Consider the following 20,885-nt stretch of genomic DNA (forward strand, 5'->3'; position numbering starts at 1 on the left):
ACTCAGATCTCCCGCAGCGGCCGATCGGGGCCGGTGACCGCGTTCCACAGCACCTGACGGAAGTCCGACACCAGGTCGACTATCGTGCTCTCGTCAAAGCGGTTGCGGTCGAACTTGAGGCTCCCGGCTATCTCCCCCGAGGGGAGGACGTCCATCGCCCACAGCGCGCCGTTCGGAATGTGCGAGCTCAGCGGCTGCGGCAGCACCCGCCGCCGTATCTCGGAGTACGTCAGGCCCCCGATCGCCTCCTCCTCCACCTCGGACGGAGCCTGGAGGACCTCGAAGGCGACGACGGCCACCCCGTCGTCCGCGAACGGGCTCACGAGCCCGGGGTTGCCGTGCGCGATCAGCGGGAACGGGATGTCGTTGCCGTAGGCCTCGAAACAGGTCGCCCTGGTCCGTGCGACCACGTCGCGGAAGGTCTCGCAGCCGGTGATGTCCGTCCGCAACGTGAGGTAGTTGAAGATGGGGCCGACGGTCTCCATGAAGCGCTCGTCGGACCGGCCCGAGGTGAACGTCGGGACGACGATGTCGGTGACCCCGGTCTTCTTGTGCAGAAGCACGTTGTAGGCCGCGACCATGACCATGAACGCCGAGCTCCGCGCCGCCCTGGAGAACTTCAGGGTCGCGGAGGTCAGCTCCCCGTCGAACACGAAGCGGTGCGCCGCGTACACGTTGGTGAGCCCGCCGTCGCGCGGCCGGTCCGTGGGGATGGCGAGGATGCGGGCGTCGCGCAGCTTCTCCCCCCAGTAGTCGAGCGCCCTGCCCATCTCGGCGCCGGCCGCGCTCTCCAGCTGCCAGACGGCGAACTCCCCGTACTGGTGGACGTCCGGGAGGACGGGGGCCTGCGATCCCCGGCGGACGGCGTAGCGGGCGGCGAGGTCGCGGATGATGACCTGCATGGACCACGCGTCGCCCGCCGTGTGGTGCAGCACGAGCACGAGCACCGCGTCGTTCTCGTCGAACCGCCCCAGGCGGGCCCGCAGGTGGGGGAGGCTCCCCACGCTGTACGTGCCGGCGTCGAGCTCGTTGAGGAACTCCTCCGCCCGGACGTCACGCGGACGGGGGTCGTCCGCCGGAAGGTCGCTGACCACCAGCTCGACGGAGCCGGGCGGGTGGATCCGCTGGTAGCGCTCCTCGGCGCCGCGGACGATCGACGTGCGGAGCGCCTCGTGGCGTGCCACCACGTCGTCCAGGGCCCCCTGCAGCGCGCCGGCGTCGACCGCCCCGCTGAGCCGCCAGCCGAAGACCAGGGTGTGCCGGTTACCGAAGGCCCCGTCGGCCTCGCCGTTGTCGAACGCGCACAGGAATTCCTGGTTGAAGGCGAGCGGAGTACGGATCTCCAGGTCGTCCGGCGCATGCGTCGTCTCGTGAACAGTCATGGTGCCCGCGCCTCTCAGGCGTCGCCGCGAGGGCTGTTCTGGTAGGCGGCGAGCCGCCACTCACCGTCCTGCTTGACGACCACCCAGGAGGCCCGGACGGCCCGCTCGTCCGAGACCTCGGTCTCGCCGGGCGCCAGCACGCCGCCCAGCGTGATCAGCACCCCGGCCTCGGCGCTGAAGAAGCGGATGTCGATGGGCCGGCCGGTCACCTGCGTGCCCTTGTACGGCCCGGCGAACGCCTGCGTCATGAACGAGCGGATGTCGTCGCGGCCCTTGCGGTAGACGCCGGGCAGGATCATCGACCCGTCCTCGGTGAAGACGTCGGCGAAGGCGGCGCCGTCGTGGCCGGCCCAGGCCGCGATGATGCGCTGCGGGATGGCGGCGACGGCGGCCTGGTCGTCGGCGGAGGGACCCGTGATGGTGGATGCGGGGGCGGTCGTGGTCATGTTCCTTCTCCGTTGAGTCGATCCGTTGAGTCGATGCGGAAGGCCGATGGCGGTCAGAGGTAGAGGGTGTCGGGCTCCTGGCCGCAGAGGATCCGCCCGTACAGCTCGGCGTTGGTGTTCGGATGCATCAGGGCGTGCAGGTTGACGGCCTGGACATCGCGCGCGATCCGCTGGATCGGCTGGTTGCTGTAGACCGACGAGCCGCCGCTGGCCAGGGCGTAGATGTCCACGGCCTCCTTGCCGAGCCGGCACACCGCGCCCATGTCGGCACGTGCCCTGGCGCGCTCCTCCAGCGTCCAGGGCGCGTTCTCGACACCCTTGGCGTCCACCAGCGTCGCCAGGCGGTGGGCGTGGAACTCCGCCTCGTCGATCTTCATCGCGGCCTCGGCGACCTGCAGGTGGGTCAGCGGCGCCTCGGCCTGGCTCGTGTAGCCGCTGTAGGTGATCTTGCGCTCGGGGAGCCGCTGGAAGAACGCCTCCCTGGCGGCCCTCGCCAGCCCGAGCACGGTTCCGACCGAGGAGGCGGAGGCGACGGGGAGCAGGGGGGCCCGGTAGATGGGGGAGCCGGCGTTCAGCGTCGAGGCGGACTGCCCCTGCAACACCATGGGAAGGGGCAGGACCCGCTCGGCCGGGATGAACACGTCGGCCGCGATCGTGCTGACGCTGCCCGTGCCCTTCAGACCCGAGGTGTGCCAGTCGTCGACGATCTGCAGATCCGACAGCGGGACCAGCGCCATGATCGGGTACGGCTCGCCGGCCGGCGGCACCAGGATCGCCACGATCTCCTGCCAGTGGCTGTGCAGGGCGCCGCTGATGAACGCCCACTTGCCGTTGACCACGACCCCGCCGTCGGCCGGAGCGGCCATCGCCGTGGGGCTCAACGTCCCGCACACCCGCACGTCCGGGGTCGAGAACACCTCGTCCTGCACCGCGTCCGGGAACTGGCACGTCATCCAGGTCGGAATCGTGTAGACCGACGCCACCCACGAGGTGGAGCCGTCCGCCTGGCCGAGCTCGGCGGCCACGTCGACCAGGGTGCGCGTGTCGGACTCGTATCCGCCGTAGCGGGCCGGCACCCTCATCTTGAAGATTCCGGCGTCGGCCAGTGCCTCGATCGACTCGTCGTGAACGCGCCGGTTCTCCTCCGACCAGACCGCGTTCTTCCGAAGAACCGGCAGCAATTCGGACGCGCGACGAACAAGCTGCTCCCGCGTCGGGGCATCGGTCGTCAACACCATTTCCTCCCAAGGAATTCAGACGAGAAAGGGCCGCCGCACCGGTCCGCCGATGCTAACCATCCGACGGTCGCACCGGCGGCCCGGCGGACGCATCTTCTGGATTGCGAATGGATTCCCCGCCGCCGGGTCCGGCGGGGCGCGCCAGGCGGATGATCCCCGCTCAGGAACGGTTTCCGGAGCCGGGGCGAATGGGCCGGAGAAATGGCGCCGCACGGATCTCGCAACCTGGGAGAAGCCGCGCGCCGCCGCCGAATGCCAGCATCGGAACCTACAGCAGAATGCCGGCGCGCCCGCCGCCACCGTCGAGCGGGACGCGCCGTCCGGAGCGCTCAGGCTTCGGCGTTTCCCGAGTTCCGCTGGCGCGCGTGCGGACGGTCGCGAACTTCTCCGAGCACGTCCCGTCGGTCAGGAACGCTCGACAGCCACCGATTCATGCAGGAGTTGAGTTGCGAGAAGAGGGAGAAGCCCGATGACCGATCTTCAGGATGCCGCCGTCACGACCGGAGCGCGGCGGAAGACGCGTCCGCTGACCGGCGACGAGTACATCGAGAGCCTGCGCGACGACCGTGAGATCTACCTGTACGGCGACCGCGTCAAGGACGTCACCTCGCACCCGGCCTTCCGCAATCCCGTCCGCATGACGGCGCGGCTGTACGACGCGCTGCACGACCCGGACAAGCGTGACGTCCTCACCGCGCCGACGGACACCGGGAGCGACGGCTACACCCACCGGTTCTTCACCACGCCGCGCAGCGTGGACGACCTCGTGGCCGACCAGAAGGCCATCGCCGCCTGGGCCCGCATGAGCTACGGATGGATGGGCCGCAGCCCGGACTACAAGGCGTCGTTCCTCGGCACGCTCGGCGCCAACGCCGACTTCTACGAGCCCTTCGCGGACAACGCGCGGCGCTGGTACAGGGAGTCGCAGGAGAAGGTCCTGTACTGGAACCACGCGATCGTGCACCCGCCGGTCGACCGCAGCCGCCCCGCGGACGAGGTCGCGGACGTGTTCATCCACGTGGAGAGGGAGACCGACGCCGGTCTCATCGTGAGCGGGGCCAAGGTCGTCGCCACCGGGTCCGCGCTCACCCACTACAACTTCATCGCCCACTACGGCCTGCCGATCAAGGACAAGAAGTTCGCGCTGGTGGCCACCGTGCCGATGGGCGTGCCGGGGATGAAGCTGATCTGCCGCCCCTCCTACTCCGCCACGGCCGCGGTGATGGGCAGCCCGTTCGACTACCCGCTCTCCTCGCGGCTGGACGAGAACGACACCATCCTCGTGCTGGACAAGGTGCTCATCCCGTGGGAGAACGTGTTCATCTACGGGGACCTGGGCAAGGTCCAGCTCTTCACCGGCCAGTCCGGGTTCATCGAGCGCTTCACCTTCCACGGGTGCACGCGCCTGGCGGTGAAGCTGGAGTTCATCGCCGGTCTGCTGGCCAAGGCGCTGGAGATCACCGGCACCGCGGACTTCCGGGGCGTGCAGAGCCGGCTGGGCGAGGTCCTCGCCTGGCGGAACCTGTTCTGGGCGTTCTCCGACGCGGCCGTGCGCAACCCGGTCGAGTGGAAGAACGGCGCGCTCCTGCCCAACCCCCAGTACGGGATGGCCTACCGGTGGTTCTCACAGGTCGGCTACCCGAGGATCAGGGAGATCATCCTGCAGGACGTGGCCAGCGGGCTGATCTACGTCAACTCCAGCGCCGACGACTTCAAGAACCCGGACATCCGGCCCTACCTGGACAAGTACGTCCGTGGTTCGGGTGGGGTCGACGCCATGGGGCGGGTCAAGCTGATGAAGCTGCTCTGGGACGCGGTCGGCAGCGAGTTCGGCGGGCGGCACGAGCTGTACGAGCGCAACTACGCCGGTAACCACGAGAACACCCGCGTGGAACTGCTGTTCGGGCAGCTCGCCAACGGCCAGGTCGACGACTACAAGGCTTTCGTCGACGAGTGCCTGGGGGAGTACGACCTGGACGGCTGGACGGTGCCGGACCTGTCCACCTCCGGAGACCTGTGGCACGCCAGGAACGGCCTCCTCGATGGGTGAGCGCCGGTCGCGGGCCGCTCATGTGACGGGATTTGCCGGGGCGGCAGAGGATCCGCGCGCGGAAAAGGCCGTTCGCGCGGACAACGGCCCGCGCGGGGAAAACGCTGATCGCCCGGAAAAGGCTCCATTCGTGCTGGAAAACGCCCGTATCGAGAAAGCGGCGCGTGCGACGGAAAGCGTTCACCGAACAATGGCCGACCGTGCGGCGGGAGAATCAAATGCCGGGCGAGAATACACCGCAACACAGGAGATGCCTCGCATAACAGACGGATGTGATGCTAATGGCATGTCCGAATTTGAAGGAAAGACCGTACTGGTCACTGGGGGTGGCAGCGGCATAGGCCTGGCCACCGCGCGACGACTCGTAGGCGCCGGGGCGAGCGTCGTGCTCGCCGGGCGCAGCGGCGATCGGCTTGAGGCTGCCGTGAAGGACCTCGACGCCGGCGACAAGGTGCTCGCCGTGCCCACCGACGTGGCACGCACCGGTGACCTCGATGGGCTCATCGCCCAGGTTCAGCAGCGGTTCGGCCGCCTGAACGGTGTGTTCGCCAACGCCGGGGTCGCGCTGTCCGCGCGCACCGCGGACGTCACCGAAGCCGACTTCGACCAGGTGGTCGGCGCCAACTTCAAGGGTACGTTCTTCACCGTCCAGAAGGCCCTGCCGCTTCTCGACGAGGGCGGGTCGATCGTGCTGAACGCGTCGTGGCTGGTGCACCGCGGCGTCGGCCTGGCCTCGGTGTACGCGGCGAGCAAGGCCGCCGTGCTCAACCTGGCCCGCACCTTCGCCCCGGACCTGGCCGAGCGGGGCATCAGGGTCAACACCGTCACACCCGGCCACGTCACGACGGACATGTTCGATGCCGTCACCGGTGGCAACGAGCAGGTGCAGGAGTTCTTCCGGAGCCAGGTGGCGCTGGGCCGGCTGGGCCACGCCGAGGACATCGCCGACGCGGTCGTCTTCCTGCTGTCGCCCCGCGCGTCGTACATCACCGGCCAGGAGCTCGTCGTCGACGGCGGCCTGGTCGGTTCGGTCCCCAGCTGACCGGTCATCCTCCCGTCCGCTCCGGCCCCCGGCTGCCGCCGGGGGCCGGCGGCCGACAGGGCGGGGCCGGGCTCGCGGCCGGCGGTAGCGGGGAAGTCAGGGATCGGCGGATCGATACATCCCTTCGGCGACGCATGATCCAAATCCGGGATTCGAGGAGGTAACCGTGAGCGATACAACCAATACTCGCGCGGTGGTGCTCGGCGGAAGCCTTGCTGGGCTGTTCGCGGCCAGGGTGCTCGCCGATGCTTACGACGAAGTGCTCATAGTGGACCGTGATGTCCTGGTCGGGGCGGAGGGGCCGCGACGTAGCTGTCCGCAGGGACGGCACATCAACGGGCTGCTCGCCCGCGGCCAGCTTGTCATGGAGGAGCTGTTCCCCGGAATCACCGAGGAGCTGTTCGCGGACGGCGTGCCGACCGGGGACCTGGCCGGCGACGTGCGCTGGTACTTCAACGGCAAGCGGGTCAAGCAGCAGCACGCCGGCCTGGTGTGCGTCGCCGCGAGCCGGCCGATGCTGGAGCGCCACATCCGCGAGCGGACGCAGGTCCTGTCCAACGTCCTCTTCGTCGAGAAGCACGACATCCTCGGGCTGGAGACGACGCCGGACCGCAGCCGGGTCAACGGCGTGCGGGTGCAGAGCCTCGAGGAGGGCGGCGCCGAGGAGGTCATCAGCGCCGACCTGGTGGTCGACGCCACCGGCCGGGGCTCGCGCACCCCCATCTGGCTGGAGGACCTCGGCTACCCGCGGGTCAAGGAGGACCGCAAGAAGATCGGCCTGGGCTACGTGACCCAGCACTACCGGCTGCTCGCCGACCCGTACCACGGCGACCTGTCGATCAACCCCGTCGCGTCGGCCAAGCTGCCCCGTGGCGCGATCTTCACCAAGACCGACGGCGACCGGGTCGAGCTGACCACCTACGGCATCCTCGGCGACCACCCGCCCACCGACCAGGCCGGCCTCTACGCCTGGGTGAAGTCGCTGGCGGTTCCGGACATCTACGACGCCCTCCAGCACGCCGAGCCCCTCGACGAGCCGGTGGCCTTCCGCTTCCCGACGACCCTGCGGCGCCGCTACGAGGACATGGAGCGCCTGCCCGACGGCCTGCTGGTGACCGGCGACGCCGTGTGCTGCTTCAACCCGGTGTACGCCCAGGGGATGACCGTGGCGGCGCTCGGGGCGCTGACCATCCGTGACCACCTGCACAGCGGTGCCGCGCCGCAGCCGGGCCAGTACTTCCGGGACCTCGCCCGCGACGTCGTCGACCCGCCGTGGCAGATGACGAACACCGTGGACCTCGGCTTCCCCGGCGTCGAGGGGGAGCGCACGATAGCGATCCGGGTCCAGCAGGCCTTCCTGGCGCTGGTCCAGAAGGCCGCGTCGCGCGACGGCACGGTCACCGCCGCCTACATGCGGACGGCCGGCCTCGTCGAGCGGCCCGAGTCGCTCATGCGCCCGGCCATCCTCCTGCGCATCCTGTGGAAGGGGCTGTTCGGCGGGAAGAGCGCCACGGCCCCCCGGCAGAGCAACGCGACCGGGGCGCCCGCGAAGAGGAAGGTCCCGGTCGGGTAGGAACCCCGTGAGCGAAGGCTCACCGGGGCAGGTCGGGAAGTGGTGACGAGGGCCGGGACGACCGGCGATCTCGTCACCACTTCCTGCTGTCCGGCCCCGGACGGCCCCCAGCCGTCTCCCGCCTCCGGCCCGGAACGCGGTTCTGCCACCCGGCCGTGAGGGCCGGGTGGCAGAGGGGGAGTCGGGACATGTCGTCGTCCGGCCCGCCGGCCGGATCTCGCCGGCGGGCGGGCCGAGGGGTCAGGCGGCGGCCTCTTCCCTGCTCTGCTGGAGCTCCACCGCCTGGTAGAGCGCCGAGATGTTGCCGCTGCCGAAGGAACGCGCCCCCATCCGCTCGATGAGCTCCAGGAAGAACGTGTTACGCGGGTGCACGGATCGGGCGAAGATCTGGTAGAGCTGGCCGTCGTGGTCCTCGTCGACCAGGATGTTGAGCCTGTGCAGCTCGTCGACGGAGTACCGGCCCAGCTCCACCCGCTCCGGAAGCAGGCTGTAGTAGGCGTCCGGGGTGCTCAGGAACTCCACGCCCCGGGAACCGATGGAGTCCACCGCCCCCACGATGTCGCCGGCCGTGAACGCCATGTGCTGCACGCCGGCGCCGCCGTGGTGCTTGAGGAACTCGTCGATGTGGCCGGCGACCTGCGACACGTCCGGCTCGATCAGGGTCAGCGTCACCGCGCCGGACCCGCTCTGCACCACCTTGATGGTCATCGCCTGGGAGCCGACGACGATGTGCTCGGTGAAGATCAGCTCGAAGTCGAGAACCTGCCGGTAGAAGTCGACTGTCGCGTCGATCTGGCCGGACTCCACGCAGACCGCGAAGTGGTCCACCTCGACCAGGTCGCCGCCCGCGCCGGACGCCGTCCCCTCCACCGGCCGCAGCCCGGGGAGCGCGCGCTCGTCCGTGTCGCCCACGCGCTGCACGAAGGTGTGCGCCACGTCGCCGAAGCCCATGATCGTGGCTGTCACGACGCCGCCGTGCCCGGCCGGCGGGGACACCGGGCGGGCGCCGCGCCGTACGGCCTCGTCGAACGCCGCGGTGGCGTCGGTGACCCGCAGTGCGATGTCGGCCACCCCGTCGCCGTGCTTCTCCACATAGGCGGCACCCGGATGGTCGCCCACCAGCGGCTCGGTCAGCACGAGCCGGATCCGGTTCCCGCCGAGCCCCACCGACCGGACCTCCGGCTCCTTCTCCGACGCGTCCGTGGCCGCGTACACCGAGAAGCCGAAGCTGTCGACGAACCAATCCGTTTGCGCAGCGAGCCCGTTGACGTAGAACTCAACGTGATCGAGCGACATGTCTTCGAAGATCCGCGTTCCTGACGAGGCCATAGGTCATTTCTCCGTTAGTCGTCCAATTTGCCGTGCCGTACAGACGGAAGTCCGGCGGGTCAGGCCGGACAGGCGCCGGAGCGGGCTCAGGAGGAGGCGCCCATGCGGGCCGCGAGGCTGCGCGGCCGCAGGTCGGTCCAGTTGGAGTTCACGTAGTCGACGCAGGCGCCGCGGCGGGCCGGGCCGTACGCGACGGCCCATCCCGCCGGCGCGTCGGCGGAGGCAGGCCACAGGGAGTGCTGGCCCTCCTCGTTGATCAGCACGGAGTAAACACCGTCCTGGAGGTCAAAAGGATTCGTCATCTCGCCCTCTCTCGGGTCTCCCAATCGGATGGGCACGGCATCCGCTCATGCGGGCCGGCCCCGGACCGGTCCGTCCGGCTACTTCCTTCCGGAGCCGGGACCGACCTGCTTCGGGTCGCTGCCGAGCTGCCTGTCCAGGTCCGCCACGGTGGGGGCGTCGAACAGGTCACCGATCGACAGATCCACGCCCAGCACCGCCCGGATGCGGCTGACCAGCCGCATCGCCAGCAGCGACTGGCCGCCCAGCTCGAAGAAGCTGTCGTCGATGCCCACCCGCGGCACCCCGAGCACCTCGGCGAAGATGGAGCACAGGACCTCCTGCCTGGCGTCGAGGGGCGCCCGGTAGGGTGCCACGGCCTCGAAGTCCGGCTCGGGAAGCGCCCGGCGGTCCAGCTTTCCGTTGGGCGTCAACGGCAGGGAGTCCATCGTGACGAACACCGTCGGCACCATGTACTCCGGCAGCGAGTCCATCGCGTGGGCGCGCAGGGCCGGGGCGTCGAGGTCGCCGGCCTCGGGGACGATGTAGCCGACGAGCCGTTTCTCGCCCGCCTCGGTCTCCCGTGCGACCACGGCAACGTGGGCCAGCCCCGGGTAGGTCGCCAGGACGGCCTCCACCTCCGCCGGCTCCACCCGGAAACCCAGGATCTTCACCTGGTCGTTCGCGCGTCCCATGAATTCGAGCAGGCCGTCGTCGTTCCTGCGCATGAGGTCGCCGGTGCGGTACATCCGCTCGCCCGCGCCTCCGAACGGGTCCGCGACGAAACGCTCGGCCGTCAGATCCGGGCGGCCGAAGTATCCTCGCGCCACGCCCCGGCCGGAGATGTAGAGCTCACCGACCGTGCCGGCGGGGACGGGGCCGAGGCGGTCGTCGAGGATGTGCAGGCGGACGTCGTCCATCGGGCCGCCGATCGCCACGACCGACCCCGCATCGTACGGAGCCGTCAGCGGCGAATGCGTGGAGAACAACGTCATCTCGGTCGCTCCGTACATGGCCCGGACCACCATGTCCGGACACGCCTCCAGCACGCGCCGTACCGCCGTCGGGGCGATCACGTCACCACCGGTCAGCACCTCGCGCACACCGGCGAGGCACTCCGGCGCCTCCTCCGCCACCACCCGGAAGAGCCCGGCGGTCAGGTGCACGCCGGTGATCCGCTCCTGGCCGATCAGCCGGCGCAGGACGCCGACGTCCAGGTCGCCGGGGGGCGCCACGACGATCCGGCCCCCGTGCAGCAACGGCACCCACAGCTCGTAGGTGGACACGTTGAAGGCGTAGGGGGCCACCATCAGCACCCGCTCGTGCCGCCCGGTGTCCCAGATCCGGTCGAACGCCAGGCCCAGCACGTCCCGGTGCGTGACCGCGACGCCCTTCGGATGCCCCGTGGAGCCCGACGTGTAGATCACGTATGCGAGCTGGTCGGGATCGGTCGCCGTCCCGGGGGCGGTCACCGGTGACGCCGCCAGTTCGCGGTCGGTCCCGGGGATGAGGACGTGACCGCCCCGGGGAAGGCCCCGCTCCCGCATGGCCTCGTCGGCCAGCAGAACCGGCGCCCCGGACTGGTCCATGATCCACTGCTTGCGCTCCAGGGGATACGCGTGGTGGACCGGCAGGTAGAAGGCCCCGGCCTTGACGATCCCCAGGATCGCCACCACCACGTCGACGGAGCGCTCCATCAGCACCGCCACCGGGACCTCGGGGCCGGCGCCCAACGCCAGCAGGCGGTGCGCCATCTGGTTCGACCGCTCGTCCAGCTCCCGGTAGGTCAGGCGGACGTCGCCGGAAGACACCGCCACCGCGTCCGGCGTCCGGCCGACCTGCTCGGCGAAACGTCCATGAATGGTGGAAGAGGAACCCATCACGTACTCCAATCCGTTCATTCCCTGAGACCCGACGGCGGTGCCGGGCGGTCGCCGGCCCGGGTCACCACGTGTTCGGCGCGCGTCGGCGCCGGCGGGGACCGCGACGACAGGGTGAACCGGAAGGCGCGATGGACCGCTGTACGGTGGCCCGGCCCACGCCGCTTGCTACCTCCGGCGATCAGTGTGGTTCTGCCTGTTCAGGCATGCACCCAGCGTCACATTCGCCTGCTCCGCGCGCATCTCCGGGATTGCGGTGTTGCCTCCGCGGCGGCCGTACGCGCGCTCGGACGCGCTCAGCGGAACGCGGACGCGTTGGGGGCGATGTCGCCCCGGAACCGGCCGGAGGGGTCGACGCGCGCGCGGACCCGGTCGACGGCGTCCACCTGCTCCGGGCTGAGGTGCCGCTGCGGCTGATCCAGGCGTTCCACGAAGGAGGGCACGGTACGTCCGGTGTCCCACGGTTCCAGCGCGGCACGCACCTTCGCGCAGTGGTCCACGAGGGCCCGCGCGACGTCCGGGTCGAACGGCACTCCCGAGCCCGCGTAGGAGTAGCGGGCGTCGAGGTGGTCGAGCGCGCCTCCGGCCGGGTCCGGTTCCGAGAACGCGCCGCCGAGCTGGCGCAGCCCGGCGACGATCAGCGGTGATCCGGACCCCTCGCCGACGACCCTGAGGAACTCCGCGGCGCCGTCGTCGCCGATCTCGGAGAGCAGCATGTGGTCGCCGTGGAAGGGGACGGGGTCGCTGGGATCCATGTGCGCGTGCAGCACAGCGGCGGGAGTGGTCAACTCCCAGGTGTCCATCACCGGCTCGGCCACCGCCCGCAGCGGCCCGAGCAGGTCCTCGGCATGGCGCCGCGCGACAGTCACGTCGTCGGTCGTGCTGAGCACCGCACCGTCCACCGACAGCACCGGGCCCGCGGCCAGCGCGGGCGGGACGTCCGGCAGCGGCGGCAGGTTCATCACCCGCAGCGACGTCGTCACCTCCCGGGGCGCGTCCAGGGTCCACCGCCGCCACGCCGACAGCAGCCGCTCGGCGTGGACGGCGGGCCAGTACGCCGCCCCGGTGATGACCTTGACCGCGGGGAACAGCTCGATCTCGACGGCGGTGACGACGCCGAACCCCCCACCGCCGCCGCGCAGCGCCCAGAACAGCTGCGGGTCGGACGAGGCGTCCACCCGGCGGAGCTCGCCGTCGGCGGTGACCAGCTCGATCGCGCGGACGCTGTTGACGGCCAGCCCGACCTGCCGGCCGTAGGGGCTCAGCCCGCCGCGCAGCAGATACCCGACGACGCCGACGGTCGGCGACGAGCCGTGCGGTGCGGCCAGGCCGTACGGTGCCCCGGCCTCGGCCACGGCGCCCCACCGCGTCCCCGCGGGGACGCGCGCCACGCGACTCCGCGCGTCGATCTCGACGGCGCCGCCCAGCTCCGTCCGGATCAGCACCGCGCCGTCCATGGGACGGGTGGCCGCCGAGGCGTGGCCGGTGGCGTGCACGCGTACCTGCAGTCCTTCGGACTCGGCGTGCCGGATCGCGTCACGGACCTGGTCGATCGTGTGCGCGGTGACCGCCGCCGCCGGCCGGGCCGGAGCGGCCAGGTTGAAGACCTGCGTCGCGGCGTCGTACGCCGCGTCCCCGGGCAGCGCGATGCTGGTGTCCTGTTCGCCGAGCGTGGTCATGGGTGACGTGCCTCCGTTCGCGGGGCAGCGGCGACGGCTGCCCGTTCGGGCTGCGGCTCCACAAGTTCGGGCACCGGACGAGGCCGTGCCGGACCAGCCGGTGCCGGCCCGCGCCCGGAGAGATATCGCCGATGAGATCGTCACATCGGCCTCCCGCCGAGTCTTCTTCCCGCGTGCTCAGCGGGTCGCGCGGGCGCGTCCGGTTCTTCCCATGTGCCCGGCGGGTCGCGCGGGCGCGTCCGGTTCTTCCCGCGCCTCTCCGCGTCGCGGGCCTTTCACCGGGGCCGGATCCGCATCGGCCGGGCGGTCGAATCGGGCAATTCAGGAGATGCTCGCCCGTCGTCCGCTGCTCAATCATGGGCCTCAAGGTGGACCGCGCCCCCGATGACCCACGCGGGCACCGACCCGAGCCCCATGGCGTACGGCCAGGCGAACATGCTCCGGCGATCACCGCTCGGCACGCACCCCGAGTGCGCGGCCGATCGGGCCGCCATGCCCTGACAAGCAGGAGGAGATCGAATGAAGAGCAAAACCGTAATCGACGTCTGGGTGGCCGACCTGACCTTTCCGGGATACATGGACCGGTGGATGAAGTGGGGGGAGGAGTTCGAGGCCGCGCATCCGGAGTACCGGATCAACATCACCGGCCAGGACTTCCGGACGTTCCCCGTGGAGATCGCCGAGGCGGCCGCCGAAGGGCGCGTGCCGGCCATCGCGGAGTACTACTTCTACATGGCCCAGGTGGCCCGCGACTCGGTCAAGCAGGACGGCAGCCCGCTGTTCACCTCGCTGGAGAAGGCGATCGCCGGCCGTACGGAGATCCTCGGCGAGCCGGTCGTGATCGACGACATCATCCCGGCGCTGCGCGAGTACTACACCTACGGCGGCGACCTGCTCTCCATGCCGTCGGTCGGCACGACGAGCCTGCTCTACGCCAACACGGACCTGCTCCGCGCGGCCGGCGTGACCGAGCTGCCGCAGACCTGGGACGAGGTCGAAGCCGTCTGCAAGACGATCGCCGCGCACGAGGGCGGCCCGTCCCACGCCATCACCTGGTCCAACCACGGCACGTTCTTCCAGCAGGCGATCGCCTCGCAGGGCGGGCTGCTCGCCGACCGGGACAACGGCAGGTCCGGCCAGGCCGAGAAGGTCGACCTCTCCTCGAAGGAGATGCTGACCTGGGTCAAGTGGTGGCAGCGGCTCCACCAGGACGGCCACTACCTCTACACCGGCAAGATGCCGGACTGGGAGGGCACCCTCAGGGCCTTCGCCGACCAGGAGGTGGCGATCAGGATCTCCTCGTCCAACGACGTCAACTACATGGTCCAGACGGCCAAGAGCCGCGGGTTCGGCATCGAGGCGGGCATCTTCCCCTACAACGATCACGTCCCGTATGTCGGCAACGCGGTCGCCGGCACCTCCCTCTGGCTGGCCGACGGCCTCGACGAGGCCACCCAGGACGGCGCGCTGGCGTTCCTGCAGTTCCTGCACAACCCGCGCAACGCCGCCGACCGGCACAAGGCGAACAGCTTCATCCCGCTCACCCACGCCTCCTACGACCTGCTGGAGGAGGAGGGCTGGTTCGACGAGCACCCCTACCACCGGGTGGCCAGCGAGCACGTCAACAGGTATCCCGGCCGGGGGAACGGCGGCGGGGCCAACGCCAAGGACGGCGCGCCGCCGTCGCAGGGAGCGCTGTTCGGCGACTTCGCCGGAGCCCAGGATGTCATGACGCACGCCATGGGCGACGTGCTGGCCCACGGAGCCGACCCCGACACGCGGTTCGCCGAGGCCACCGCCGAAGCCCAGCAGTTGCTGGACGACTACCACGCCGACCGCGCCGCCGCGGGTCCGCGCAGCCCCAACAGCCTGAGGGTGGAGTACTTCAGGGACGCCGAACCGTATTCGGGTGCCGACCTGGAAAACATCGTTCAGCTCAGCCGCTGATCTCAGCCTGCGAAGAAAGCAATTTGAAAGATGCGGTCGTGCCGTCCGGCGCGCACGCTTTCTGACAAGACCGAGCTGAAACAGGAGTCGAAATAGTGAGCACTATGACGAAAGGATCAGTGACGTGACTGCTGGCGAAGTACCGACCAAAGCTGGACGGCGGGAGTGGCTTGGGCTGGCGGTGCTTGCCCTGCCCACTTTCGTCGTAGCCATCGACCTGTTCGTGCTGTTACTCGCGCTGCCGAACCTGGCCACCGACCTGGGCGCGAACAGCACCCAGCAGCTGTGGATCATGGACATGTACGGGTTCCTGCTCGCCGGGTTCCTCGTCACGATGGGCACTCTCGGCGACCGGATCGGCCGGCGCAAGCTGCTCCTCATCGGCGCGGCCGCCTTCGGCGTGGCCTCGCTGCTGACCGCCTACTCCACGAACCCGGGCATGCTGATCGTCTCCCGCGCGCTGCTGGGCGTCGCCGGGGCCACCCTGGGCCCGTCCTGCCTGGCGCTGATCGTCACCATGTTCCAGGACGCCAAGCAGCGGGCCGCCGCCTTCGGCGTGTGGGGCGGCACCTTCACCCTGGGCGCACTGCTGGGCCCGGTCATCGGCGGCGTGCTGCTGACCAACTTCTGGTGGGGTTCGGTGTTCCTGCTGGGCGTGCCGGTCATGGTGATCGTGCTCATCGCGGGGCCGAAGCTGCTGCCCGAATTCCGTAACAGCCAGGCCGGCCGGCTCGACCTGACCAGCGTGGCCCTGTCCCTCATCGGCATGCTGGCGCTGGTGTACGGGATCAAGCAGCTGGTCCGCGACGGCTGGGAGGTGCTGCCCGTGGTCGCGGTGGTGGTCGGCCTGGTGGCCGGGGTGGCGTTCGTCCGCCGCCAGAACCGCCTGGAGAACCCGCTGCTGGACCTGCAGCTGTTCAAGAACCGCGCCGTCGGCACCGCGCTGATCGGTCAGCTGTCCTACAGCAGCACCGGCGGCGGCATGATGCTGTTCATGATGTTCTACCTGCAGCTGGTGCAGGGAATGTCCACACTGCAGGCGGGTCTGGCGCTGATCCCCGGAATGGCCGCGGCGACCCTGGGCTTCCAGGTCGGTCCCAAACTGGCCAACCGGTTCCGTCCCGCCTACGTCATCGCCGCGGGCATGGCGGGCATCGTGGCCGTGCTGCTGGTCTTCACCCAGGTCGGCGTCACCAGCGGAACCGCCACCCTGATCATCGGCTTCGCCGTCCTGTCCTTCTGCGGCGCCCCGCTGATCGCGCTGGGCACCAACCTGGTGGTCGGCTCGGCCCCGCCGGAGAAGGCGGGCTCGGCCGGCTCCCTCACCCAGCTGAGCACCGAGTTCGGCGGCACCCTGGGCATCGCCATCCTCGGCACCATCGGCACCGCCGTCTACCGCAACCAGATCGCCGACACCCTGCCGGCCGGCATCCCGGCTCCCGCGGCCGCCGCGGCCGGCGACAGCCTCGCCGCGGGCACCGCCGCCGCCAGCCAGCTGCCCGAGCCGGTGGCGACCTCGCTGCTGACCCCCGCCTACCAGGCCCTCGTCGACGCCCTGCACTCCGTCTCGATCATCGGCGCCGTCCTGATCGGCATCGTGGCCGTCCTGGTCGCCGTCCGGCTCAGGCACGTGCCCCCCGTCGGCCAGACGGCCCCGGAGGCTCCCCCCGCCGACCCGGCTCCCGCCGCCGAGAGCGAGGACACGGCACTCGTGAACGCCGGTGGATCGGCGTCGAAGGTGGATGATAGAGCGGCTGTCAATAACTCCTCTATTTAGGGGAACGGGCCCCGGCTGTACGCGTTCTCGGGAGAGTTGCCTATTTCGCCATAATCTGACCGCGAAAATGGAATAATAGAGTCACAGAATGACTCTTCACACACATAGTCATGGAGGTAAGTGAATGGGTGCCACGAAGGCAGACACTCTGAAAGTGCCGGGCGCGACGCTGTACTACGAGATCCGGGGATCTGGTCCGCTGCTGCTGATGATCGCCGGTGGTCCGGCGGACGCCAGCACGTTCGAGGGCGTCGCCGAAGCTCTGGCCGACCGCTACACGGTCCTCAGCTTCGACAACCGGGGCACCTCGCGCAGCACCCTGGACGGCCCGCCGCCGGAGACCCTCTCCATCGAGGTCCAGAGCGACGACGCCCACCACGTGCTGAAGGCATTCGCCACCGAACCGGCCTACGTGCTGGGCTGTAGCGGTGGCGCGCTGACCGCGCTGGACCTGGTCGCCCGCTATCCCGAGCAGGTCCGGGCCCTGGTCGCGCACGAGCCGCCGGCCATGACCCTGCTGCCTGACAGCGAGCGCTGGCAGGCGACCTTCCAGGACGTGTACGACACCTACGTCAGCGAGGGCCTCGGCCCGGCGGGGCAGAAGTTCATGGCCACTCTGGCCGTGGAGGGCGAGGACAGCCCGCCCCCGCAGATGCCGGACATGTCGCAGATGTCGCCGGAGATGCTGGAAGCGATGGGGAGGATGCAGGCCAACACCGAGTTCCTCTTCGCCCACCAGCTGCGGACGACCATCAACCACGTCCCCGACGTCGCCGGGTTGAAGGCGGCCTCGACCCCCGTCTTCGTGGCGGTCGGGGAGGGGTCGGTGGGGCAGATGCCCCACCAGGCCGGCCTCGCGCTCGTCGAGCGACTGGGGACCTCACCGGTGTACGTCCCCGGCGACCACCAGGGTTTCGCCACCCACCCCGGAGGGTTCGCCGAAGTAGTGCACAAGTCCTTCCAGGAGAGCTAGCCGGGATTTCCGACCGAGCTCGGTAGGGCACCGCGGGCTCCTCGCCGTCATCGTCGGCGAGGAGCCCGCGCGCGTTCCGGCGGACGTCCTTCGGCGGGCGCCGAGCGTGGCGGCCTGCCTCCGCGCCGCGCCGCGCCGCACCGGACCGGACCCGGCGCGGCGCGGCCTGGTGCGGGAGCCGGGAGCTGAGAGCCGGGAGCGGTCAATCCGCAATCCCGAAGATGTGCCGGGAAGGGCTCCGGCGTGACGATTGAACCGCGCATCCGGCGATCGGCGGCGAGCCGGCGCTGTGATCGCGGCGGTCCGTGCGCCTTGCGAAGGAGGAAGACGTGTTGGCAGACGAAGACGGGGTGGGCGCCAAGCTGTGGGCCATGGCGCATCTCGCGACCCCGATGGTACTGCGCGTGGCGGCGACATTGCGGATCGCCGACCACATCGCCGCCGGACTGCGCACCGCGCCGGAGCTGGCCGAGGCGGTGAACGCCGACGCCGACGCGCTCGACCGCCTGATGCGGTATCTCGCCGCCAGGGACGTGCTGAGCCGTGACGAGGCCGGCCGGTACGCGCTGACCGCCCGGGGCGAGGCGCTACGTGACGATCACCCCGCGGGCATGCGCGCCCTGCTCGACGTCGACGGCGCGGTCGGCCGCATCGAACTGTCCTTCGTCCAGCTGCTGCACAGCGTCCGTACGGGCGAGGCCGCCTACCCGGTCCAGTTCGGCCGGCCCTTCTGGGAGGACCTGGCGGCCGATCCTGCGCGTGCCGACTCCTTCAACGGGTGGATGAGCGCCAACGTCCCGGCGCGGGCACCCGGGCTTCTCTCGTGCTACGACTGGGGGTCGCTGGGACACGTGGTCGACGTCGGCGGCGGCGACGGTTCACTGCTGATCGCGCTGCTGACCGAGTACCCGGAGCTGCGGGGCACGGTTCTGGACCAGCCGGACACCGCCGAGGTCGCGCGGAAGTCATTGGCGGCGGCGGGTCTGGCCGACCGCGCCGACGTCGTGGCCGGAAGCTTCTTCGACCCACTGCCGCCGGGCGCCGGAGGCTACGTGCTCTCGTGGATCATCCATGACTGGAACGACACCGCCGCGCGTGCGATCCTGCGGCGTTGCGCGGAAGCGGCGGGTCCCGACGGCACCGTGTTCGTCCTGGAGACCATCGACGCCGGCGGCGGGGCGCCGCACACCGGAATGGACCTGCGGATGCTCGTCCACTGCGGCGGCAAGGAGCGCGGGGTCGCCGAGATCACCGCACTGGCCGCCGGCTCCGGGCTCAGGACGGTCGCGGTGTATCCCGCGGGCAAGCTGTCGATCATCGAACTGAAGCCCATCCCGTAGATCTTCACCGGCGAAGGCCGTACGGCCGCCGCCGGTCGAGCCCGATCGGGGCGTCGATGCGATGGTCGCCGGCGCCCCGATCGCCTATCGGTAGGTTGACATAGGTATGTGTTGATACCTGTTGTGGGAGGTGTGCCCGCCTCCAGCGCGTCCTCTCAGGACATCGACCACGTGGCCTCCGCACTCGTGGCGAGCCTGCCCGCGCTGCACAGGGCTCTTGAGCGGCAGGCCGGCCAGGAGTTCCCGCATCCCAGGCTTCCGGAGGGCCGGCTCGCGCTGCTGTGGCTCGTCGAGGAGCGCGAGGGGATCACGGTCCGCGAGGCCGCCGACGCGCTGTTGATGAAGCCGAACAACGTCAGTGCCCTGGTCTCGCAGCTCACCGAGCTGGAGCTGCTGGAGCGCAGGCAGGACCCCGCCGACAAGCGGGTCGCCCATCTTTACCCCATGGCCACGGCCACGGCCATGGCCCGGCAGCGGCTCGCCGAGGTCCGGCGGCTCAAGACGGCCTACGTGGCGCGCGCTGCACGCCCTCACGGACGGGGAGCGGGATGCCCTGGGCTCGGCCCTGGGCGCGCTGACGTCCCTGAGCCGGCATCTCCCCTCCACCGCCGACTGACTCCGCGCGGTTTCCTTCACCGGACGTCTGTGGCCGGACGTCTGTGACCGGACGTCGCCATGTGCCCGCGGCCACCCCGTAGTCCCCGGCTCGTCTCTTCGACAACGCCTATCTCGTCGCGGTGGCCGCTGCCCTGATCCTGGGCGGCAAGCTCGGCGACCGCTCCGGGCGGCGGACGTACTACATGATCGGGGCCGTCGGGTCCACCATCGCCTCGGTCGCGATCCTGGCCGCGGTCGGCGTACGACGCAACCCCGAGGCCACTCGCCACTGAGGGCCGACGGGCTGCTCCGGCCCGGCCGGGGAACGCGCAGGTCTCCACGGAGATGGTGGCCTCGCCCGTCGGCCGGGCCGTTCGCATTCCCTTCCGTCCGCTCATGCGCGGGCACGGAGCCGCGGCCTTCTCGTCGGCGGCCGGTGAGGTGACGGGTCGCGTCCACGCCCGGATGAGCGCTTCGACGGACACGGGCCACCCCGGCGCCAAAACGCCTGCCGGCGTGGGCCCTCCAGTATCAAAACGCCTGTCGGCGTGGGGACTCCAGTATCAAAACGCCTGCTGGTGCGGGCCGCCTCAGTACTGAAATGCCTGTTAGGGGATTTTTCCGACACAGCCCATCCTGGTCGGTGATTGCCAGGACCCAATAACCGGCAGCCGGACCGGCCGCACCCCATGGCCGGAACCCAAGGCCAGGGCATTGCCCCCGGTCACAGCCGTCACCCTGTACGGCTCCGGCCCGGCTGCGGCGCCTCTTCTCATGTGGAGAGGGGATCCGTCCAGTGTTTCGGCTGACAGGAAACGGCTACCCCCAGGCAGCTTACTGACCCTGACACACCTGGTTTGCAACCAGTCGAATCAGCAGAATTTGGTGTGCAAGGACAAAACAACAACAACAAACCACCACCCCAACCGAAAGGCCAAACAATGCACAACACCAACAACACCAACAAGAACAAGAACAAGCTCATCGCCAAGCTCGGCGCCACCGCCGCCCTGGCCCTCGGCCTCGGCCTCGCCTTCCAGCCCGCCGCCGGCGCCACCACCACCGCATCCCCCGCCTCCTCCGGCGCATCGATCACGGCCGCCGCCATCTCCGTCGCCCCCGCCACCGGCCTGACCGACAACACCACCGTCACCATCACCGCCACCGGCCTACAGCCCGGCAGCGTCTACCACCTCGGCCAGTGCGCCGCCGTCCGCCCCGACGCCTTCGCCTGCAACGCCGCCACCAACGTCGACGTCACCGCCTCCGCCACCGGCACCCTCAGCAAAACCCTCACCGTCCGCACCGCCTTCACCGGCAGCGCCGCCGACGGCACCACCTGGCCCATCAACA

At 70.2% G+C, this 20,885-nt stretch carries 17 protein-coding genes; 10 read left to right on the forward strand and 7 right to left on the reverse strand.

All coding sequences use genetic code 11. From position 1 onward, the window contains the following. Nucleotides 1-2: 2 nt before the first annotated feature. Genes BM085_RS38425 through BM085_RS38435 form a run of 3 tightly spaced genes read right to left on the reverse strand, consistent with a single transcriptional unit; the run spans nucleotide 3 to nucleotide 3,066 of the window. Nucleotides 3-1,382 carry a condensation domain-containing protein gene (locus BM085_RS38425; RefSeq protein WP_093891690.1) on the reverse strand — a complete coding sequence of 460 codons (1,380 nt, stop codon included), beginning with the start codon at nucleotides 1,380-1,382 and terminating at the stop codon, nucleotides 3-5. A gap of 14 nt (nucleotides 1,383-1,396) precedes the next feature. Further along, the gene (locus tag BM085_RS38430; RefSeq protein WP_093891691.1) at nucleotides 1,397-1,828 is read right to left on the reverse strand and encodes an SgcJ/EcaC family oxidoreductase; all 432 of its coding nucleotides are present in this window, start codon (nucleotides 1,826-1,828) and stop codon (nucleotides 1,397-1,399) included. A gap of 53 nt (nucleotides 1,829-1,881) precedes the next feature. Next, nucleotides 1,882-3,066, reverse strand: a complete 1,185-nt coding sequence (locus BM085_RS38435; RefSeq protein ID WP_177245485.1) for an acyl-CoA dehydrogenase family protein — start codon at nucleotides 3,064-3,066, stop codon at nucleotides 1,882-1,884. Between the two features lie 469 nt (nucleotides 3,067-3,535). On the opposite strand from BM085_RS38435, the gene BM085_RS38440 reads away from it, so the two are divergent. From BM085_RS38440 to BM085_RS38450, 3 genes are all read left to right on the forward strand, one after another. Further along, nucleotides 3,536-5,116, forward strand: a complete 1,581-nt coding sequence (locus tag BM085_RS38440) for a 4-hydroxyphenylacetate 3-hydroxylase family protein (RefSeq protein WP_093891692.1) — start codon at nucleotides 3,536-3,538, stop codon at nucleotides 5,114-5,116. Between the two features lie 286 nt (nucleotides 5,117-5,402). Next, a complete protein-coding gene (locus BM085_RS38445; RefSeq protein WP_093891693.1) occupies nucleotides 5,403-6,158 on the forward strand; it encodes an SDR family NAD(P)-dependent oxidoreductase in 756 nt (251 codons plus the stop codon). Between the two features lie 166 nt (nucleotides 6,159-6,324). Further along, nucleotides 6,325-7,731, forward strand: coding sequence for an NAD(P)/FAD-dependent oxidoreductase (locus tag BM085_RS38450; RefSeq protein WP_143121261.1), 1,407 nt, complete (start codon nucleotides 6,325-6,327; stop codon nucleotides 7,729-7,731). 240 nt (nucleotides 7,732-7,971) lie between these two features. On the opposite strand, the gene hppD is transcribed toward BM085_RS38450, so the two are convergent. From hppD to BM085_RS38470, 4 genes are all read right to left on the reverse strand, one after another. After that, nucleotides 7,972-9,027, reverse strand: a complete 1,056-nt coding sequence (gene hppD / locus BM085_RS38455) for a 4-hydroxyphenylpyruvate dioxygenase (protein ID WP_245789944.1) — start codon at nucleotides 9,025-9,027, stop codon at nucleotides 7,972-7,974. A gap of 119 nt (nucleotides 9,028-9,146) precedes the next feature. Then, on the reverse strand, nucleotides 9,147-9,362 hold the full coding sequence (locus BM085_RS38460; RefSeq protein ID WP_093891695.1) for an MbtH family protein: 216 nt from the start codon (nucleotides 9,360-9,362) through the stop codon (nucleotides 9,147-9,149). 78 nt (nucleotides 9,363-9,440) lie between these two features. Further along, complete coding sequence (locus tag BM085_RS38465) at nucleotides 9,441-11,219, reverse strand: non-ribosomal peptide synthetase (protein ID WP_245789945.1); 1,779 nt, start codon at nucleotides 11,217-11,219, stop codon at nucleotides 9,441-9,443. A 296-nt stretch (nucleotides 11,220-11,515) separates the two neighbouring features. Beyond that, entirely contained in the window at nucleotides 11,516-12,898 is a 1,383-nt protein-coding gene (locus BM085_RS38470; protein WP_093891697.1) for an FAD-binding oxidoreductase, read from the reverse strand. A gap of 519 nt (nucleotides 12,899-13,417) precedes the next feature. On the opposite strand from BM085_RS38470, the gene BM085_RS38475 reads away from it, so the two are divergent. The 7 genes from BM085_RS38475 to BM085_RS38500 all read left to right on the forward strand — a co-directional run. After that, nucleotides 13,418-14,845, forward strand: a complete 1,428-nt coding sequence (locus tag BM085_RS38475) for an ABC transporter substrate-binding protein (protein ID WP_093891698.1) — start codon at nucleotides 13,418-13,420, stop codon at nucleotides 14,843-14,845. A 124-nt stretch (nucleotides 14,846-14,969) separates the two neighbouring features. Next, the gene (locus BM085_RS38480; RefSeq protein WP_093891699.1) at nucleotides 14,970-16,622 is read left to right on the forward strand and encodes an MFS transporter; all 1,653 of its coding nucleotides are present in this window, start codon (nucleotides 14,970-14,972) and stop codon (nucleotides 16,620-16,622) included. A 124-nt stretch (nucleotides 16,623-16,746) separates the two neighbouring features. Continuing rightward, the gene (locus tag BM085_RS38485; RefSeq protein ID WP_093891700.1) at nucleotides 16,747-17,595 is read left to right on the forward strand and encodes an alpha/beta fold hydrolase; all 849 of its coding nucleotides are present in this window, start codon (nucleotides 16,747-16,749) and stop codon (nucleotides 17,593-17,595) included. Between the two features lie 329 nt (nucleotides 17,596-17,924). Further along, the gene (locus tag BM085_RS38490; protein ID WP_093891701.1) at nucleotides 17,925-18,935 is read left to right on the forward strand and encodes a methyltransferase; all 1,011 of its coding nucleotides are present in this window, start codon (nucleotides 17,925-17,927) and stop codon (nucleotides 18,933-18,935) included. 108 nt (nucleotides 18,936-19,043) lie between these two features. Continuing rightward, nucleotides 19,044-19,598 (forward strand): MarR family winged helix-turn-helix transcriptional regulator, encoded by a 555-nt coding sequence (locus tag BM085_RS38495; RefSeq protein WP_218158949.1) that lies wholly within the window; start codon nucleotides 19,044-19,046, stop codon nucleotides 19,596-19,598. Between the two features lie 74 nt (nucleotides 19,599-19,672). Then, nucleotides 19,673-19,825 (forward strand): hypothetical protein, encoded by a 153-nt coding sequence (locus tag BM085_RS43850; RefSeq protein WP_177245486.1) that lies wholly within the window; start codon nucleotides 19,673-19,675, stop codon nucleotides 19,823-19,825. A 648-nt stretch (nucleotides 19,826-20,473) separates the two neighbouring features. Beyond that, nucleotides 20,474-20,885: enediyne antibiotic chromoprotein (locus BM085_RS38500; RefSeq protein WP_093891702.1), on the forward strand; the 412-nt coding region annotated here is incomplete at its 3' end.

Origin of the sequence: Streptosporangium canum (assembly GCF_900113865.1) — a bacterium.
GTDB classification, from domain to species: domain Bacteria; phylum Actinomycetota; class Actinomycetes; order Streptosporangiales; family Streptosporangiaceae; genus Streptosporangium; species Streptosporangium canum.

Bases quoted from the DNA above. Each gene is read 5' to 3' on its own strand.
- BM085_RS38425 (WP_093891690.1), bottom strand. From the start codon at position 1,382: ATGACTGTTCACGAGACGACGCATGCGCCGGACGACCTGGAGATCCGT.
- BM085_RS38430 (WP_093891691.1), bottom strand. From the start codon at position 1,828: ATGACCACGACCGCCCCCGCATCCACCATCACGGGTCCCTCCGCCGAC.
- BM085_RS38435 (WP_177245485.1), bottom strand. From the start codon at position 3,066: ATGGTGTTGACGACCGATGCCCCGACGCGGGAGCAGCTTGTTCGTCGC.
- BM085_RS38440 (WP_093891692.1), top strand. From the start codon at position 3,536: ATGACCGATCTTCAGGATGCCGCCGTCACGACCGGAGCGCGGCGGAAG.
- BM085_RS38445 (WP_093891693.1), top strand. From the start codon at position 5,403: ATGTCCGAATTTGAAGGAAAGACCGTACTGGTCACTGGGGGTGGCAGC.
- hppD (WP_245789944.1), bottom strand. From the start codon at position 9,027: ATGTCGCTCGATCACGTTGAGTTCTACGTCAACGGGCTCGCTGCGCAA.
- BM085_RS38460 (WP_093891695.1), bottom strand. From the start codon at position 9,362: ATGACGAATCCTTTTGACCTCCAGGACGGTGTTTACTCCGTGCTGATC.
- BM085_RS38465 (WP_245789945.1), bottom strand. From the start codon at position 11,219: ATGGGTTCCTCTTCCACCATTCATGGACGTTTCGCCGAGCAGGTCGGC.
- BM085_RS38470 (WP_093891697.1), bottom strand. From the start codon at position 12,898: ATGACCACGCTCGGCGAACAGGACACCAGCATCGCGCTGCCCGGGGAC.
- BM085_RS38475 (WP_093891698.1), top strand. From the start codon at position 13,418: ATGAAGAGCAAAACCGTAATCGACGTCTGGGTGGCCGACCTGACCTTT.
- BM085_RS38485 (WP_093891700.1), top strand. From the start codon at position 16,747: ATGGGTGCCACGAAGGCAGACACTCTGAAAGTGCCGGGCGCGACGCTG.